This is a genomic window from Bradyrhizobium manausense (assembly GCF_001440035.1).
In the GTDB taxonomy this organism is placed as follows: Bacteria; Pseudomonadota; Alphaproteobacteria; order Rhizobiales; family Xanthobacteraceae; genus Bradyrhizobium; species Bradyrhizobium manausense.
In genome coordinates this window covers 86,578-103,256 of the sequence record NZ_LJYG01000043.1, presented here as the reverse complement: position 1 = coordinate 103,256, position 16,679 = coordinate 86,578, and the positions used below count along the sequence as shown (strand labels likewise).

At 63.3% G+C, this 16,679-nt stretch carries 14 protein-coding genes and 2 pseudogenes; 6 read left to right on the top strand and 10 right to left on the bottom strand.

The window, feature by feature from the left end; translation table 11 throughout:
* The 4 genes and pseudogenes from AOQ71_RS42955 to AOQ71_RS09625 all read right to left on the bottom strand — a co-directional run.
* Positions 1-382: pseudogene (locus tag AOQ71_RS42955) on the bottom strand (transposase); the annotation flags it as partial.
* A gap of 257 nt (positions 383-639) precedes the next feature.
* The gene (argC, locus tag AOQ71_RS09635; RefSeq protein WP_057745031.1) at positions 640-1,623 is read right to left on the bottom strand and encodes an N-acetyl-gamma-glutamyl-phosphate reductase; all 984 of its coding nucleotides are present in this window, start codon (positions 1,621-1,623) and stop codon (positions 640-642) included.
* Positions 1,620-2,288 carry an FMN-binding negative transcriptional regulator gene (locus AOQ71_RS09630; RefSeq protein WP_057745029.1) on the bottom strand — a complete coding sequence of 223 codons (669 nt, stop codon included), beginning with the start codon at positions 2,286-2,288 and terminating at the stop codon, positions 1,620-1,622. The genes argC and AOQ71_RS09630 overlap by 4 nt, the downstream gene beginning before the upstream one ends.
* A 325-nt stretch (positions 2,289-2,613) precedes the next feature.
* The gene (locus AOQ71_RS09625; protein ID WP_057745026.1) at positions 2,614-3,144 is read right to left on the bottom strand and encodes a DedA family protein; all 531 of its coding nucleotides are present in this window, start codon (positions 3,142-3,144) and stop codon (positions 2,614-2,616) included.
* 275 nt (positions 3,145-3,419) lie between these two features.
* Between AOQ71_RS09625 and parE the strand changes: the two genes are divergently transcribed.
* Together parE and AOQ71_RS09615 are read left to right on the top strand one after the other, a co-directional pair.
* Entirely contained in the window at positions 3,420-5,468 is a 2,049-nt protein-coding gene (gene parE, locus AOQ71_RS09620) for a DNA topoisomerase IV subunit B (RefSeq protein ID WP_057745022.1), read from the top strand.
* 420 nt (positions 5,469-5,888) lie between these two features.
* Positions 5,889-6,674 (top strand): outer membrane protein, encoded by a 786-nt coding sequence (locus tag AOQ71_RS09615; RefSeq protein ID WP_057745019.1) that lies wholly within the window; start codon positions 5,889-5,891, stop codon positions 6,672-6,674.
* Between the two features lie 64 nt (positions 6,675-6,738).
* Here the strand turns inward: AOQ71_RS09615 and AOQ71_RS09610 are convergent, their stop codons facing one another.
* A complete protein-coding gene (locus AOQ71_RS09610; protein WP_157083447.1) occupies positions 6,739-7,389 on the bottom strand; it encodes a hypothetical protein in 651 nt (216 codons plus the stop codon).
* 141 nt (positions 7,390-7,530) lie between these two features.
* On the opposite strand from AOQ71_RS09610, the gene AOQ71_RS09605 reads away from it, so the two are divergent.
* Positions 7,531-7,716, top strand: coding sequence for a hypothetical protein (locus AOQ71_RS09605; protein ID WP_057745043.1), 186 nt, complete (start codon positions 7,531-7,533; stop codon positions 7,714-7,716).
* Between the two features lie 20 nt (positions 7,717-7,736).
* Positions 7,737-8,507, top strand: coding sequence for an SDR family NAD(P)-dependent oxidoreductase (locus AOQ71_RS09600; RefSeq protein WP_057745013.1), 771 nt, complete (start codon positions 7,737-7,739; stop codon positions 8,505-8,507).
* A 67-nt stretch (positions 8,508-8,574) separates the two neighbouring features.
* Here AOQ71_RS09600 and AOQ71_RS09595 read toward each other — a convergent pair whose 3' ends face one another.
* The 4 genes from AOQ71_RS09595 to AOQ71_RS09580 form a co-directional block, all read right to left on the bottom strand.
* Positions 8,575-9,435 (bottom strand): outer membrane protein, encoded by an 861-nt coding sequence (locus AOQ71_RS09595; protein WP_205668211.1) that lies wholly within the window; start codon positions 9,433-9,435, stop codon positions 8,575-8,577.
* A 338-nt stretch (positions 9,436-9,773) separates the two neighbouring features.
* Positions 9,774-10,544, bottom strand: coding sequence for an outer membrane protein (locus tag AOQ71_RS09590; protein ID WP_057745007.1), 771 nt, complete (start codon positions 10,542-10,544; stop codon positions 9,774-9,776).
* 180 nt (positions 10,545-10,724) lie between these two features.
* Entirely contained in the window at positions 10,725-11,972 is a 1,248-nt protein-coding gene (locus AOQ71_RS09585; RefSeq protein ID WP_083514088.1) for an FAD-dependent oxidoreductase, read from the bottom strand.
* A 69-nt stretch (positions 11,973-12,041) separates the two neighbouring features.
* On the bottom strand, positions 12,042-12,956 hold the full coding sequence (locus tag AOQ71_RS09580) for a LysR family transcriptional regulator (RefSeq protein WP_057744999.1): 915 nt from the start codon (positions 12,954-12,956) through the stop codon (positions 12,042-12,044).
* A gap of 101 nt (positions 12,957-13,057) precedes the next feature.
* Here AOQ71_RS09580 and AOQ71_RS09575 point away from each other — a divergent pair, with 101 nt between their 5' ends.
* Together AOQ71_RS09575 and AOQ71_RS09570 are read left to right on the top strand one after the other, a co-directional pair.
* Positions 13,058-14,398: an MFS transporter gene (locus AOQ71_RS09575; protein WP_083514087.1), complete on the top strand. Its 1,341-nt coding sequence runs from the start codon at positions 13,058-13,060 to the stop codon at positions 14,396-14,398.
* A gap of 11 nt (positions 14,399-14,409) precedes the next feature.
* A complete protein-coding gene (locus tag AOQ71_RS09570) occupies positions 14,410-16,011 on the top strand; it encodes a M81 family metallopeptidase (protein ID WP_245316825.1) in 1,602 nt (533 codons plus the stop codon).
* On the opposite strand, the pseudogene AOQ71_RS47560 reads toward AOQ71_RS09570, so the two are convergent.
* Positions 16,008-16,679 (bottom strand): annotated as a pseudogene (locus AOQ71_RS47560) (caspase family protein); the annotation flags it as partial. The gene AOQ71_RS09570 and the pseudogene AOQ71_RS47560 overlap by 4 nt on opposite strands.

The following is a 16,679-nucleotide window of genomic DNA, read 5'->3' as shown; positions in this document are numbered from 1 at the left end:
GCTCTCGGCCAGCAACAGCTCCAGCTTGTCGCCAAGCCGCTTGCGCCAGTGGCTCAGGTCCGAGCGCTCATGCGGGAACGCGTGCTGAAAGAACTCTTCACCGGTGAAGTACTGGAAATACGGGTCGTGGACCCAGCGCTCGCACACCCCCTCATCGGACAGGCCGTATATGTGCTTGAGCAGCAGCAGCCCGATCATGAAGCGGGTCGCGATGCCCGGCCGACCGTTCTCGCTGTAGAGCGGCGCGAATCTCGCCGTCGATCCAGTCCCAGTCGACCTTGCCGGCGAGCTGAACCAGCTCGTGCTTCATGTTGATGATCTGGTCCAGCCTGGCTCGGAACAGATCGCCCGATCCCGTCGCTTTGGGCTTCTTCGGTCGCATCGCCACCTCCGATGCGAGGACGGAATCATGACTGGCGATTCGATGGAATCCTCAAAACGAAATTGCAGGGTTCCGATGCCCGAAGCATCAAAACCCTGCAATCCCAAAACAGGCCACAACGAATATTGCGATCCCAGCTCAATCGCTTAGCCGCTCTTCACGGACGACGAGGTCCTGGATCGCTTCGCGGAGCCTGTCATCGGGCCGCGCTGCGCGCGGCCCCGGTGGCTCGCAATGACGACGGATAGGCTGTCGCCTTATTCCTCCGGCAGGCCCAGCATCAGCCGCATGTTCTGCACGGCTGCGCCCGAGGCACCCTTGCCGAGATTGTCCAGCCGCGCGACCAGTACCGCCTGGTGGTACTTGTCGCTGGCGAAGACATAGAGCTCGAGCATGTTGGTCTCGTTGAGAGCCTCGGGCTCGAGCCGGCCGCCCTTGCTCGCCTCGTTCTGAAGCGGCATCGCCTTGACGTATTTTGAGCCGGCGTAATGCTTGGCGAGCGCGGCTTGCAGGTCCGCACCCGTCGGCTTGCCCGGCAGCGTGTCGAGCTGCAGCGGGATCGAGACCAGCATGCCCTGCCGGTAATTGCCGACCGAGGGGATGAAGATCGGCCGGCGCGTCAGGTTCGAATAGAGCTGCAGCTCCGGCAGATGCTTGTGCTCGAAGCCGAGGCCGTAGAGCTCGAAGGACGGCGCGCTGCCGTCTTCGAAACTCGCGATCATCGACTTGCCGCCGCCGGAATAGCCGCTCACCGCGTTGACGCAGATCGGATAGTCGGCCGGCAACAGGCCGGCGTCGACGATCGGCCGCAGCAGCGCGATGCCGCCGGTCGGATAGCAGCCGGGATTGGAGACTTTCTTCGCGGCCTTGATCTTGCCGACCTGGTCCGGCGCCAGCTCCGGAAAACCGTAGGCCCAATCGGGCGCGACCCGGTAGGCGGTCGAGGCGTCCAGCACCTTCGGCCCCGAGGGACCCATGCTATCGATCAGCGCCACCGTCTCCCTGGCGGCATCGTCGGGCAGGCAGAGGATGACGAGATCCACCTCCGCCATCAGCGCCTTCTTGGCCGCAGGATCCTTGCGCTTGTCGTCGGGAAGCGTCTTCACCGCGACATCGTTCTGGAGCTTCAGCCGCTCGTTGATGCCGAGCCCGGTGGTGCCGGAGCCGCCATCGACGAAGACGGTGGCAGGCTTCCTCGCTGCGCCCGAGGTCGGGGCTCTCGTCGTCTCGGTGAGGCTCATGGTGCCGTCCTTTCGAGCGTGTTGGTTTCGTTCGCGAAGGCCTCAGGCCTTACGTCCTGCATCAGTTGCGCGATCTCTCTCGCGTCGGCATCGGCTTGCGCGCCGAGCGCATTGGCAATCGCCGTGTAATCGGCGTCCGATTTGTGCTGGTTGAGCTTGAAGCTGCCTTCGACCTCTTCAACCGTCATGACCAGACCCACGATCCCTTTCTTCAGTGCCGCGAGCCGGCCCGCCGTCATCTTGCCCGACGTCCACGGCTTCTTCGGCAACAGGCGCTTCTCGAACTTCTCGCTGAGGGTGTCGACCTGCACCGACAGTTCGTCGTCGGACAACACCCGTACCGGCCCGCTGAGATGCACGGACTGATAGAGCCAGGTCGGCACCTGATCCGGGGACACGTACCAGTCCGCGGAGACATAGGCATCGGGGCCGGTCACCGCGAGCAGCCAGGACGCCGTGCCGTCTGCCAGCTTTACCATCGGATTGTGACGGGCGACGTGAAAGGCGACCTGCGGCGTGCCGTCGACGGCATAGGTCAAATAGAACGGCAGCGGGGAAGCGACCGGCTTCCTGCCGTCGAAAGCACACATGATGCCGAAACCGCGTTCGCCTGCGAATTTCAGGCTCGCGGCGCGATCCGGCTTGAAATGGGGTGGCGTGTACATCGTAGTCTCCTGCTGGGCCTCCTCGGGGGCCGCCGGATCAGATCGCGCTGACAGGAGAGAGAATGCCGCGGATCGGGTCCAGCGGCAAAGACGATGATCTCAAACGCGATCGACCGCCCAAACCGCAAGAGTGCGGCGGCGGCGACGGGCGAACAGGATGGTCGCGGCGTTGATCATGGCGCGCGGCTATAAGGCCAGATGCGGTTCCCGTCAAGGTGATGGTTGTCATTCCGGGGCGATGCGAAAGCATCGAACCCGGAATCTCGCGACACAATTTCGAGATTCCGGGTTCGCTTGCTTTGCGAGCGCCCCGGAATGACGGGAATTAAATCAGCCGCCAGATCCATTCCATGATCCTGGCGATCACATCGCCGAACAGCAGCAGCGCCGCGGCCCAGACCAGTGCCGAGACGAAATTGGCCGCCTGGAAGCTCCAATACGGCATTTCGAAAATGCCGGCCGCGAGCGGCACGGAGGCGCGCAAGGGACCGAAGAAGCGGCCGATGAAGATGCTGGGCACGCCCCAGCTGCGTACGAAGGCCTCGCCCCTCGGCAGGATTTCCGGATAGCGCGAGAGCGGCCATATCTGCGCGACGTGCTCCTTGTAGCGATAGCCGAACCAGTAGGAGACCCAGTCGCCGAGGGCGGCGCCGATCGCACCGGCAATCCAGATCGGATAGAAGCTGATGCCACTCACCCCGATCAGCGCGCCGATGGCGACCAGCGCCCCCCAGGCGGGGATCAGGAGTGAGATGAAGGCCAGCGATTCCCCGAACGCCAGCAGGAACACGATCGGAGCAGCCCAGGCCTGATGGAGGCGCACGAAATCGGCCAGTGCATGCGCAAACTGCTCCATTCAAGAAATAGCCTTCCCGCCCCGCCTTGAGGTCCTGCCAGATAGGAAAGACTGGTAAGCCAAGGACTTGTGTGACATCAAGTCACAAAGACCGGGCTGCAACCGACCGAGGCGTCAAATTGCCGGGACTTGGCCAGCTTGCGGCGTAAAATTGCCGGCATTAACTCCCACCCACAGCGCCGGGCCTGCCCAACGGTGACCTTTGGCAGCCAGAAGTGGCATAGTCAGGCCAACCGATTCGCCGCCTCCGCGGCCCTCAAAACACATCAAGATATATGTCCAAACAGTTGAAAACGAAAACCAAAGACGATTTGTTCGAGGGCCATGAGCCAAAGGGGCGCGCAAACGCCGCGAAGTCCGCGCCGCGCACCAGTGGCGGCGAGGCCGATTACACGGCCGCCGACATCGAGGTGCTCGAGGGCCTGGAACCGGTGCGGCGCCGGCCTGGCATGTATATCGGCGGCACCGACGAAAAGGCGCTGCATCATTTGTTCGCCGAAGTCATCGACAACTCGATGGACGAGGCGCTGGCGGGGCACGCAACCTTCATTGGCGTGGAACTCTCCGCTGACGGGTTCCTCACCGTCACCGACAACGGCCGCGGCATCCCTGTCGATCCGCATCCGAAGTTCCCGAAGAAGTCGGCACTGGAAGTCATCATGTGCACGCTGCATTCGGGCGGCAAGTTCGACAGCAAGGTCTACGAGACCTCCGGCGGCCTGCACGGCGTCGGCATCTCCGTGGTGAACGCCCTCTCCTCGCGTCTCGAGGTGGAGGTCGCGCGCAGCCAGAAGCTCTACCGCATGAGCTTCGAGCGCGGCCACCCCAAGGGCAAGCTCGAGGATCTCGGCAAGATCAACAACCGCCGCGGCACGCGCGTTCGCTTCAAGCCGGACACGGACATCTTCGGGCCTAAGGCCGCGTTCAAGCCGCAGCGCCTGTTCAAGATGACGCGCTCAAAGGCCTATCTGTTCGGCGGCGTCGAGATCCGCTGGAATTGCGCGCCCGAGCTGCTCAAGGGCGTCGAGGACGTGCCGGCGGAAGCAACCTTCCATTTCCCCGGCGGCCTCAAGGATTATCTGGCCGCGGCGATCCACGCCGACACGCTGGTGCATCCCGATATCTTCTCTGGCAAGTCAGGCCGCAACGGCGCGCACGGCGCCTGCGAATGGGCGGTGGCCTGGACCGCTGATGCCGACGGCTTCCTGTCGTCCTACACCAACACCGTGCCGACGCCCGATGGCGGCACGCATGAATCGGGCCTGCGCAGCGCATTGTTGCGCGGCCTGAAGGATCACGCCGAGCGCGTCGGCCAGGGCAAGCGTGCCTCGTCCATCACCTCGGAAGACGTGATGGTGGGCGCCGCCGTGATGCTCTCGGTGTTCGTGCGCGAGCCTGAATTCCAGGGCCAGACCAAGGATCGTCTCGCCACTGCCGAAGCACAGCGCATCGTCGAACAGGCGATGAAGGATCCGTTCGACCATTGGCTGTCGGGCAATCCGAACATGGCCAACCGGCTGCTCGACTTCGTCATCGACCGCGCCGAGGAGCGGCTGCGTCGCCGTCAGGAAAAGGAGACGGCGCGCAAGACGGCGGGCAAGAAGCTGCGCCTGCCCGGCAAGCTCGCCGACTGCACCGATGCCGGCACCGAAGGCTCCGAGCTCTTCATCGTCGAGGGTGACTCGGCCGGTGGCAGCGCCAAGCAGGCGCGCGACCGCAAGACGCAAGCCGTACTGCCCTTGCGCGGAAAGATCCTCAACGTGGCATCCGCCGGCAAGGACAAGCTCACCGCGAACGCCCAGCTCTCCGATCTCGTGCAAGCGATCGGCTGCGGACAGCTTCTGCACTATCGGGAAGAGGATCTGCGCTATCAGCGCATCATCATCATGACCGACGCCGACGTCGACGGCGCGCATATCGCCTCGCTGCTGATCACCTTCTTCTACCGGCAGATGCCGAAGCTGATCGACGAAGGCCACCTCTTCCTCGCGGTGCCGCCGCTCTACAAACTGACCCACGGCAACAAGTCGGTTTACGCGCGCGACGACAAGCACAAGGACGAGCTGATCAAGACCGCCTTCAACGCCAATGCCAAGGTCGAGGTGAACCGCTTCAAAGGCCTTGGCGAGATGATGCCGGCGCAGCTGAAGGAAACCACCATGGATCCGAGCAAGCGGACGCTGCTCAAGGTGGTCCTGCTGCCTGATGACCGCGACACCACGGCGGATTCGGTCGAGCGCCTGATGGGCACCAAGGCCGAAGCGCGCTTTGCCTTCATCTCCGACAAGGCCGAGTTCGCCAGCGACGAGCTGCTCGACGTCTGACCCTGCGATTCCCTTTCAAAAGCCCCGGCTTCAGGCCGGGGCTTTTTCATTTTGGGGGCGCTGCACCGGCCTTTCCCGGTCGTTCAACCATGGCGATCCGTCTCCCGAGAGTGCGACTCAGCCAGCGACTCATAGGGCCAGGCAGCACCACGGTTGAGGCAGGAGTGCCTGCATTTCGGACAAAGGCGAACTCCTAACGAAAACCTACCCCGGGTCACGAATCTCAAAACACATGCAATCATATGAAATCGCTCATGTTTTCTGGATTCCTACGACGACGTCATGCAACCCGGGCGACGGGCGTTTTCCGGCGACTGTGCCTGCCCTGCAACAGCATTTCGGCGAGAACCGTCTATAGTCCGGGCATCAGATCACACGGACTCCAGTGCGCTCGCGCCTGCCAAGGTTGGGGATTTAATCATGAAGAAGATTGCACTCGCTCTGACGGCGGTTGCGGCGATGACCGGTTCGGCTTCTGCGGCCGACCTGGCTGCCCGTCCCTACGTGAAGGCCCCGATGGCTGCACCGGTTGCCAACTGGACCGGCTTCTACGTCTTCGGCGGCGCCGGCGGCGGTCTCTCGAACTCCGACCAGAGCATCGTCTCGACGACGACCGGCACCCCCCTCACCATCACCCAGCGTCAGGGTGGCTCGGGCTGGTTCGGCACCGTCGGTCTCGGCTACGACTGGCAGTTCAACAGCACCTGGGTCGCCGGCGTGTTCGCTGACGGTCAGTTCGGCAGCATCCGCGGCACCGTGCAGGATCCGCTCCTCGGCCTCACCGGCCGCCAGAAGCTGGAAGACTCCTGGGCCGCCGGCGTTCGCCTCGGCTGGCTGGTCGCTCCGAACGTGCTGTCCTACGTCAACGGCGGTTACTCGGGCGCCCACTTCGGCAGCACCAGCTTCACCAACCTGGCCGGCGGTCCGACCGGCCTCCACCTCAACGGCTACAACCGCAACGGCTGGTTCGTCGGCGGCGGTGTCGAGAACAGCCTGAACATTTTCGGCATCTCCTCGCCCGGCTGGTTCATGAAGACCGAATACCGCTCGGCCTTCTACGACGCGAAGACCCGGGATGAAATCGTCGACGCAACCAACCTGCCGACCGGCGTGAACAGCATCCGCGCCAACAGCTGGAACCAGACGATCTCGACCTCGCTGGTCTACCGCTTCAACTGGACCGGTCCGGTCGTCGCCAAGTACTGATCCGATCTCACGATCGAGCGTCGAAGCCCCGGCATTGCCGGGGCTTTTTCGTTGTGGGGCCTTGCTAGTGCGCAACGCTCGCCTTTAACGACCGGTAGGCGTCCACGAGCTTGGTTTCGATCGCGACCCAATCGGCTTCGGTGATGGCTTCGCCCTTTGCATCGCGGAACGCCATGGCGTCTGCCCGCGTGATCCCAAAGTGCCTGATCCCTGCGTCGTCGACGCCCTTGCCGTAGGTCAGCGCGGCCACGCGTGCGATGGTGATGCCATAGTCGTTCGGCCCGACCGCCTCCCGTCGCGCCTGCCACCAATCGAGCTCGAGCCGGGCTGCCTGCTCCACGTCAAACGCCACGGGGGCGGCCGCTGCGTAATCGCGGTAGTACGCCACGAGAGCCGGCAGCGCCGCATCGGCTTCCTGTCGTGAGTGCGTCGGCTGGAACGTCTTGGCCGCCTCGGCGGCACTGAACGCGATGTGCAGGCTCCTGAGCGGAGAAAAGCCGAACTGCATCCGCGTCGAGGCGTAGAGATGGTAGAACAGCGCGGCATAGCGCTTGTCGTAATAGTCGCGCCACATCGCGGTCTCGAGCCGGGCCATTTCGGCCGGATCGAAAGCCCGCAGATCCGCTTGGCGCGGAATACCGGCATAAGCCGCGACAAGGACGGCCGCAGCAGCCGTGCCCAAAATCACCCTGCGCCTCGAGATCAGCTTGCGCACGGACATCCTCCCCGCGGTCTCGCGTCCGCGGCCATTGTATCCGAACTGAAGCTGCGGCTAGTCTTGCGGGAAGTTTTCGTGACCGGCGGCGATCGTTCCTGCCGGGGGTCGCGACAGAATCAGACCGACAGGGAGGAATCCATGCGCAGAATTCTGCTAGTCGCAGGCCTGTTTGCCCTCGCTGTCGGGCTGCTCTGGATCGGACAGGGTACGGGCACCCTCGCCTGGCCGCGATCGAGCTTCATGATCAACCAGCTGCAATGGGCTGGCTACGGCGCGGCCATGGCCGGCTTCGGGCTGGTCCTGATCTGGCAGAGCAACCAATAAAAGAAACCAGGAAGCAAAGCATGACATCCAACCGGTTCGATCTCCGCGGCAAGGTCGCGATCGTCACAGGAGGTAATGGTGGCATCGGGCTCGGCCTTGCGCATGGGCTCGCCGACGCCGGCGCCGACATCGCCGTGGTCGGACGCAACGAAGCCAAATCGACCGCGGCCGTCGCCGATCTCAAGGCGCGCGGCGTGAAGGCGATATCAGTCACCACCGACGTGACCGACAAGGCCGCGGTCGCGGCGATGATCGACCGCGTCGTCAGAGATCTCGGCCGCATCGACATCCTGATCAACAATGCCGGCATGAGCATCCGCAAGCCGCCGCACGAGCTCGAGCTCGACGAGTGGAACAAGGTGATCGACACCAACCTCACCAGCGCTTTCGTCTGCTCGAAGCTGGCCTATCCGGCCCTGAAGGCATCGGGCAACGGCAAGGTCATCAACATCGGCTCGATGATGTCGATCTTCGGCGCGAGCTTCGCGACCGCCTATGCGGCAAGCAAGGGCGGCATCGTGCAGTACACGCGCGCCTGCGCCAACGCCTGGGCGCCCGACAACATCCAGGTCAACGCGATCCTGCCGGGCTGGATCGACACCGATCTCACGCGCGGCGCGCGGCGGCAGGTCTCAGGGCTGCACGAGCGCGTGCTCGCGCGCACCCCCGCGGGACGCTGGGGCGACATCGACGACTTCGCGGGCATCGCCGTGTTCCTCGCCTCATCAGCCTCGAATTTCGTCACCGGCACGGCGATCCCGGTCGATGGCGGCTTCTCGGTGATGGCGTAACGAACGCTCTCACGACAAAAGCCCCGGCGTCAGCCGGGGCTTCGTAGGCAGCGCAACTCCGGAGAGACTAGTACCTTGCGACCACCGGGCCGCCGAAGCGATAATTGACGCCGATCTTGCCCGTGTGAACGCCTGGGTCGGAGTTGCTGTTGGTGTACACGGTGCCAACGCCGCCTCCGGCGGTGAGGACGCCGGACTGGGTATATGTCTTTTGCGTACCGAGATAGAGATACTCGCCCTTGATGGACCAATTGGTGTTGAAGGCATACTCGACACCAGCTCCGACCGCGTAGGTCACCTGCGTGTCACTGTGGCGGGTGATGAGCGCGCCACCGCCGCAGCCGGGCGGGCCAGCGCCGACACACGAATCATTGAAGCTGTAGGAGTTGGCGACGAAAGCGACGCCACCTTTGACATAGAGCAATGCCTGGTTGACGGCCCATCCGGCGCGCCCTGCGATCACCCCATAGGCATCGCCGATGCGGGTGGTATTCACACTATCGGGAAGCGCGAGGCCAAATGCAGCGGCGTTGACGTCCTGCCTTGACCCATTCAGGTGAAGATAGCCGGCCTCGCCTTCGATACCGAGCACGAAGTTCGTGCCGGGCTTCTGCCAGTTGTAGCCGATCGTGCCGCCGCCGATGAAGCTCGCGCCGAGGCTATAGGGGGTGTTGAGCCCCGTCCCGTTGTAGAAGAAACCGGCGGCATTGGCCGGCTCGCTCGCGGATGCGTCGCGGTCTGCGACCGCACCGCCGACGAAGCCCCCGATGTAGAAACCGGTCCAGTTGAACACCGGCGGCGGAACCATCGGCGGTGCTTTGACCGCCATGTCGGCGGCGGACGCCGCGCCCGAAATCGCAAGCAGAATTGACATTCCTGCTGTCAAAGCAAATGTCTTTTTCATCCATGCCCCCTGGAAGAACTGCAAGAGCGAACGCTCCGTTGAGTCGATTTATACAAAGCGCCTCTCGGGCAGCGAGGCACAATCTGCAGTTCCCGCTCGCTCGCATGCACTATCCGCGAAACAGTGACATTTTCCGCACGCAAAGGTCAGACGTACCGACCTATACACGCAACAGGATCATAGTCCTGTTGGCGTCAATGCCCCGAGGTAGAGCGCGACGTCTCTTCTTCGCTTCGGAAAAAAGATCGCACGCGTCAGCCGATCCCGGATCGTGGGGATTGCGCTTTCTTTCGCAAAAGAAAGAAGCCCCGGGCGCCGCCCGGGGCTTTGAAGTCTGGCACTGATCGTTTTCTTTTTCGGTTTCAGTAGCGCGCGATCACAGGTGCGTCGAACTTGTAGCTGGCGCGGACGACCGCCCACTGGATGTCGCGCGGCTTGGCGTCGAAGGTGTAGTTTCCGGACAGGCCGCCGAGCTGATAGGTCTGGCTGCCGAAGGCCGCGTAATTGTACTCGAGGCCGACGATCCAGTTGCGGGTGATGCCGTATTCCCAGCCGGCGCCGACAGTCCAGCCGTTGGCCCAGTGAGTCTGGCCGCCCGAGCCCTGAGCCGCGCCGACGGTGTCGCTGACGTTGAGACGGTTGTTCACGCCGGCATAGCCGCCCTTGACGTAGAACAGGTTGTTCTGAACGGCGAAGCCGGCGCGACCGACGACCGTCGCGAGAACGTTCGTACGCCAGGTGAAGACGTCATCGCCCGCACCGAACGCGGTGTTCACGACGGTGCCCTTGTTGTCGAGGCCGGAGATCGTGCCCTCCATGCCGAACACGTAGTTATTGGCCTGCCAGTTGTAGCCGATCTGGGCGCCGCCCATGATGCCGGCGCCGCGCTGGCGATAGCCCTGGCCCGGAACGAGGTCGCCGAACGGCGCGCCGGTCCCGTTGTTGATGAACTGCTCGTTGGTCCAGGCGCCACCGATGTGGCCACCGACATAGAAGCCGGTCCAGTTGAACAACGGCTCGATGTAAGCAGGCGCCTTGGTGTAAGGACGCGCGGCGAGATCGGCGGCGGAAGCAGCGCCGGTCGAAACCAGAGCGGTCGTGCAGGCGAAGGCGGCAATCAATTTGTTACGCATGGTACATCCCGTGTCCTTTGATGGGCGCACGCTCACACGCAAGTTCTTACTCAAATTTGAATCAACAAAGTTAAGGCGCCGGATTGGCATTTGGCGATCTTTGAATCCCGGACCGCTGTTGCAGGCGCGCAACGCGGACGCCGCAATTTAACGCGGCGTTATCCCTATCAAATCGCTGCGTCAGGATGCCGGCGAATGAACGTGCTCGGGCCGCACACCGATTGCGATGAAGCGCGCGGGAATGCCCTGGAGCCACGGCCAAGCGGAGATCAGGCGCAGGATCAGCGGCACCTTGAACGGCCGACCTGTGCCTTTCAGCGCGCTGCTGACGATGTTGTTCTGCACGACCACCTGCATCGCCTGGGTCATCTTCACCGGGAATTCGCGGCGACGCCTGACGGCATCGAGCTCAGCCTCGGATGGGCAGCCCCGCATCAGCTTCTCGGCGAGCAGGTTTGCGGTCGCGACCGCATCCTGCACGGCCAGATTGACGCCGACGCCGCCGACCGGCGACATCGCATGCGCGGCGTCACCGATGCAAAGCAGCCCGGGTCGCGTCCAGTGGCTCAGACGGTTGATCGCGACCGTCAGCAGCTTCACGTCATCGAAGCTCTTGACGTCGGCGATGCCGTGCCTGAGGACCGGCGCCATGCGCACGACATCGTCGAGCAGCGCCCGTAGTCCCCTCGCCCTCACCGCATCATACTGTCCCTTGGCGATGACATAGGCGCATTGCCAATAATCGCCGCGGTCGAAGGTGACCATCATCTTGCCGGGCTCGATGCGCGCAAACAGGTTCTCGGTCTCGTCCGGCCTGCGGCCCGCGCGGAACCAGAGCACGTCCATCGGTGCCCCGATCTCCTCGACGGCAAGGCCTGCGCGCTCGCGCACCGTCGAGTGCCGGCCGTCGCAGGCGATGGTGAGATCGGCCTCGATGTCGACGTCACCATCGGGCGTCGTTGCGCGGACGCCGGCGATGGTCTCGCCGCGCCGGATCAGGTCGACAGCCTCCGTGCTCATCAGCACTTCGAGCGAGGAGAAACGCCTGCCGGCCTCGCGCAGGAAATTGAGAAAGTCCCATTGCGGCATGAAGGCGATGAAAGGGTATTTCGTGTTCAGCCGGCTCAGATCGGCGATCCGCACCTTGGTGCCACCGAACAGGCCGTCCATCTTCTGCAGGCGCTGATGCGGCAGCTTGAGGAAGCCGTCGATGAGGCCAAGTTCGTCTATCACCTGAAGTGTCGAGGGATGCACGGTGTCGCCGCGAAAGTCGCGGAAGAAATCAGCATGTTTCTCCAGCACCACGACGTCGATGCCGGCGCGTCCCAGCAGATAGCCGAGCATCATGCCCGCAGGTCCGCCGCCGACGATACAGCAACGGACTTTTATGGAACGTGATGCGGATTGATCCGAGGTCGCTGCCGCCATGATCCTGACCTCACTGGCAAGTGGATCCGTAAACAGGATAACAGCACCAATTTACATCGCTACCCGCATTCATTGGCTCACCGTGCCGGAACCAAGATGACGGGTCACCAGATCGAGGAACTCGCTGGCCATCGGTGAAATGCTCAAGGACCGGTGCCGAACGACGCCCACGGTCCGCTTGATCTCGGGCGCAGCGATCTGAATGGCCCGGATGTTGGAGCCGGAGCTTGTCGGCAGCGCCGTCGCCGGCAGGATCGCGCAGCCGACACCCGCTTCCAGCAATCCGAGGATGCAGGAGACGTGTTCAACTTCGTAAAACCATCGCAGCTTCAGGGCGGCATTTCCGAGCAACACCTCCAGCAGGAGCCGGTTGCCGCTGTCGCGCCCGCCGATGACGAGCCGAACCTTTGCCGTAGCCTGAAGCTCTTGCAGAGTGATCTCCTGGCGAGCGGCGAGCGTGTCATCCTTGTGCATGGCCAGAACGAAGCGATCAGCCAGCAACGGCGTGAACGTGAGATCCGGATCTTCTCCCGGGTCAACGCCGATCCCGAATTCGGCCAAGCCCGACAATACGTGGCGAACGACAAAGTCCTGATTGCCGTCGAAGACCTGCACACCGACGTTTGGATGACGCCCGCTGAACGTCTTCAGCAAGGACGGAAAGGCCTGGCAGACCACGGTAGGGATGCTGGCCACCCGTATCTTGCCAAAGCGCTTCTCAGCGACCTCGCGGATCGAATCCAGCATTCCGTTCAGGTTGTTGATCTGCTGGCGAGCCATTGGAAGGAAGTGGCGTCCGGCCCCGGTGAGGACCACCGACCTCGTGGTGCGGCTGAACAGTTCGACACCCAGCGTCTGCTCCAGCTTCTGGATCCGGCGCGACAGACCAGGCTGGGTGAGATGAAGCTTCTCGGCGGCACGCTGGAAATTCAGCAGCTCTGCCGCGATCACGAAGGCCTCGAGTTCAGCGTTCTCGACTTTCATGCGGCGCTCTCATCAGTCGCAAGCGAACCCGCATTGGACCTCAATGATGGCGGTTCCTACGATCCCTGGGATCGCCGAACCAAAGGAAACAAGTAGCACCGATGCCTACCCAGCAGCAACTTGCCTCGTCAATGCCGATGATGGCGGCCGCACCATCCGATGTGACCGAGGCCGATGCCACATATCGGAAGATCGTGCTTCGCATCGTTCCGTTCATTCTGGTCTGTTATTTCTTTGGCTATCTGGACCGGGTGAACGTCGGATTTGCCAAGCTCGGCATGGTCCACGACCTCAGTCTGAGCGAGGCGGCCTATGGCCTCGGTGCAGGCTTGTTCTTCATCGGGTATCTCCTGCTCCAGGTGCCCGCGGGCTATCTGGTTCAACTCCACGGCCCCAGGAAGTGCATCGCGGGATCGATGATCGCATGGGGGCTCGTCTCAGTCGCGACCTTGCTGACCCGGGACGAGGCCAGCTTCTACGCACTTCGATTCCTGCTCGGTGTGACGGAGGCCGCCTTCTTCCCGGCCGTGATCGCCTGCTTCAGCCTCTGGTTTCCCTCCTACAGGCTGAGCAAGGTGATGTCCCTGCTGTTCCTCGCCCTGCCGCTCGGGGTGATCGTCGGCGGCCCGATGTCCGGCTGGATCATGGATGCGACCCACGGCGGCTACGGCCTGAAAGGGTGGCAATGGATGTTCCTGCTCGAAGGGCTGCCGGCGATATTGCTCGGGCTGTTCGCGACCAAAGCGATTATCGAACGACCGGACGGTGTCGAATGGTTGACACCTGGCGAGAAGGCTTTGGTGCTGCGGGAGCTCACCCAGGAATCCCGGGACAAACAAACGAGCTTGTTACCTGCCTTGCGTGAGCCGACGCTCTGGATTCTGTTCGCGACAACGTTTCTCTACAACCTCGGCAATTACGGCCTCGTGTTCTGGATGCCGAGCATGATCAAGTCGATCGGCGGGCTGACGAACTTCCAGATCGGCGTCGTAACCGCCCTACCCTATTTCATCGCCGCCTGCGCGATGCTGGTCAATTCGTTCCACTCAGTCAAGACCGGCGAGAGGCTCTGGCATACCGCGCTGCCCCTGATCGCTGGCGGAGTCGTGCTGGTCGCAAGTGTGACAATGCGAGACGTGCCGGTGCTCTCCCTCTTGTGCCTGACCGTCGGCATCTCCGGCATCCAGTGCACGCTCGCCATGTTCTGGAGCCTGCCATCGCGCGTGCTTGCCGGGACCGCTGCGGCCAGCGGTGCCGGACTGGTGAATATCGGGGCGGCCATTGCCGGATTTGCCGGTCCGACGATCCTGGGCCTTCTCGGTCAACTGACCGGCAGCAATACGGCCGGCGTTTCGCTGCTGGCGATCGGGCTATTCGCCGCGGCCGGACTGATCTTTGCGATTCCGCGGCACCTGATGGCCCGGCCTGTCGTCTCGGCTTAGGAGGCGTCGTAGTGCTCTACAAGGCTCCAATTCCCCGTCTTCCCGACCCTCGCCCGCGCAAGCCATTTCGGATCGCTGTCGCCGGATTTCATATTGAGTCCGTGAGTTTTCTGCCGGTCGCCTCGACCTGGGACGATTTCGAGCAAGTGGCCCTGCGCGGGAATCGCATCGTCGAAGAGCTCCGAGGCACGAACACGGTGATGGGAGGCTTCATCGACGTCTGCGAACAGGACAGCGTGGAGTTGGTCCCCCTCGTCCACACCGCCCTCGGCGCCGTCGGACCTGCGACCGACGAGGCGGTCAGACGCTATGCGGACGAGATGGCAGTCAGTGTCCGCGCACTCCCGGACCTGGATGGCGTGCTGCTCTTCCTCCACGGCGCGTGCTGGACGGCATCCTATCCCGACCCTGAGCGCTTCATCATCGACACGGTGCGTGGCGTCTTGGGGAAAGACAAGCCCTTGATCGTCGCCCTGGACTACCATGGCAACATCGACGCGGACACGTTGAAGAACGAGACCGCGGCGTTCGCCTATCGGAAATCGCCGCACACGGACACGGGTGACACGGGACGCCGGGCCGCGATCTGCATGCTGCGCACGCTGCGGGAAGAGATTTCGCCGGCATGGGCAATCGCAAAGCCGGGCGTGCTCGTTCCGTCGATCTTCAGTGCGACCGCGCTGCGCCCCCTGGCGGACATTATCGAGGAAGGACAGCGGATCGAACACGACAGCCAGCATTACACCGACATTTCGCTGATGGCGGGCTTTTCCTACGCGGACGCGCACAATGCGGGCTTCTCTGCGCTGTGCGTCACGGACGGCGACCCGGCGCGCGCTCAGAGGATCGCGGACCATCTTTCGGAGCGGGTCTGGCGCGAACGGCACGCGCTTTACAGGCCCTTCGACGTCTACACCGCAGAGTCAGCGGTCTCCCGGGCGTGTGCAGGCCTCACACGGCGCGAGGCAAAGGGACGTCCATACGTGCTGGTCGAGCACGCGGACCGAATGAACGATTCCACGTACCTGCTGGCGGAGCTGCTGAAGCGCCGCGTCGCAAGGGCCGCCGTGCCATTCCTCTGGGATGCGGCCGCGGCGCAGAAGGCGTTCGATGCCGGTGTTGGCGCGATGGTGAAGCTTCAGCTTGGCGGCCACAGCTCGGAGAAGGCGGGACCGACCTTGGACGTGATCGGACGCGTGCTGTGGGCTGGCCCCAAGTCATACCGCGTGTCGGGGTCCTACATGCATGGCATGCCCGTCGACCTCGGAATGACGGCCTTGCTCGACGTCGATGGCGTATCGGTGAGCGTCGTCAGCGCCTTTGCGTTCGCGGTCGATGGTGATGCATTCGGCGTGTTCGGGTTGCGCCCTGAAGACTTCGACGTCATCGTGCTTCGTTCCAAGACCCATTTCCGCGCCTTCTACGAAGGTTTGGCGGAGGAAATCCTGATCGTGGATACGCCCGATCACGGCGTCGCCGACCTCCGGCTCCTGCCCTACGAGCGCCTGGATACGCATCGCGTATTTCCTCTCGCTCCCGAAACTTCAACGCACCGTGCGACAGAGGATCGGCAGAAGTCAAAGCCGCCTCGCCGATCAAAACGAACCGCTTAATTGTTGCTGCGGTTCGCCGTGCGGAAACTCTTGACCTCCGACACGCTGCCGTCACGGTAGGTCAATTCGACCGACATGAACTGCGTCGCGGGCGGCAGTTTCTCATAGAGCAGCATGCCGGCGGTGATGGCCGAGGGATCGCGGAGATCGCAAGGCGGCAGCTTCAGCACCCTGTCCGGCACCGCCGTGTCGATGCCGATGCGCGCCTCGCGGATCGCGCAGCGGTACGACACCAGGTGGGAATAATACACCAGGAGCCCGTTGAACTGGCGGAACGAGAGCCAGCTCGTCGCGGTCATGTCGAGGATCTTGCGCTGGTCGCGGATCAGAGCCGCCTCGGGATCGAACTTGATCGGGAACGGCCCCTGCATGTCGCCGGAAGCATCGACGTAGCGGACCTCGATGGTGCCGGCCTGCGCATCCGGCGGCAGCTCGATCGACGGGTTCGGCATCCGCTTGCGGGTACGCGGGTCGAGCGTATCGATGAAGCCGGTCTCACGGAAATCGCCGTTGCCGGCCATGCGCCATGAAATTCCGATGGTGGGATCGGCGAAGGAGAACGTCACGCTCCAGCCGCCATTGTGCCGGGAGAAGCTCGCGATCGGCGCATTGGTGCTCTCCTCCTTCGGCACGCGCGGCACCGACACCGGCGGCAGCGCGGCGACCTT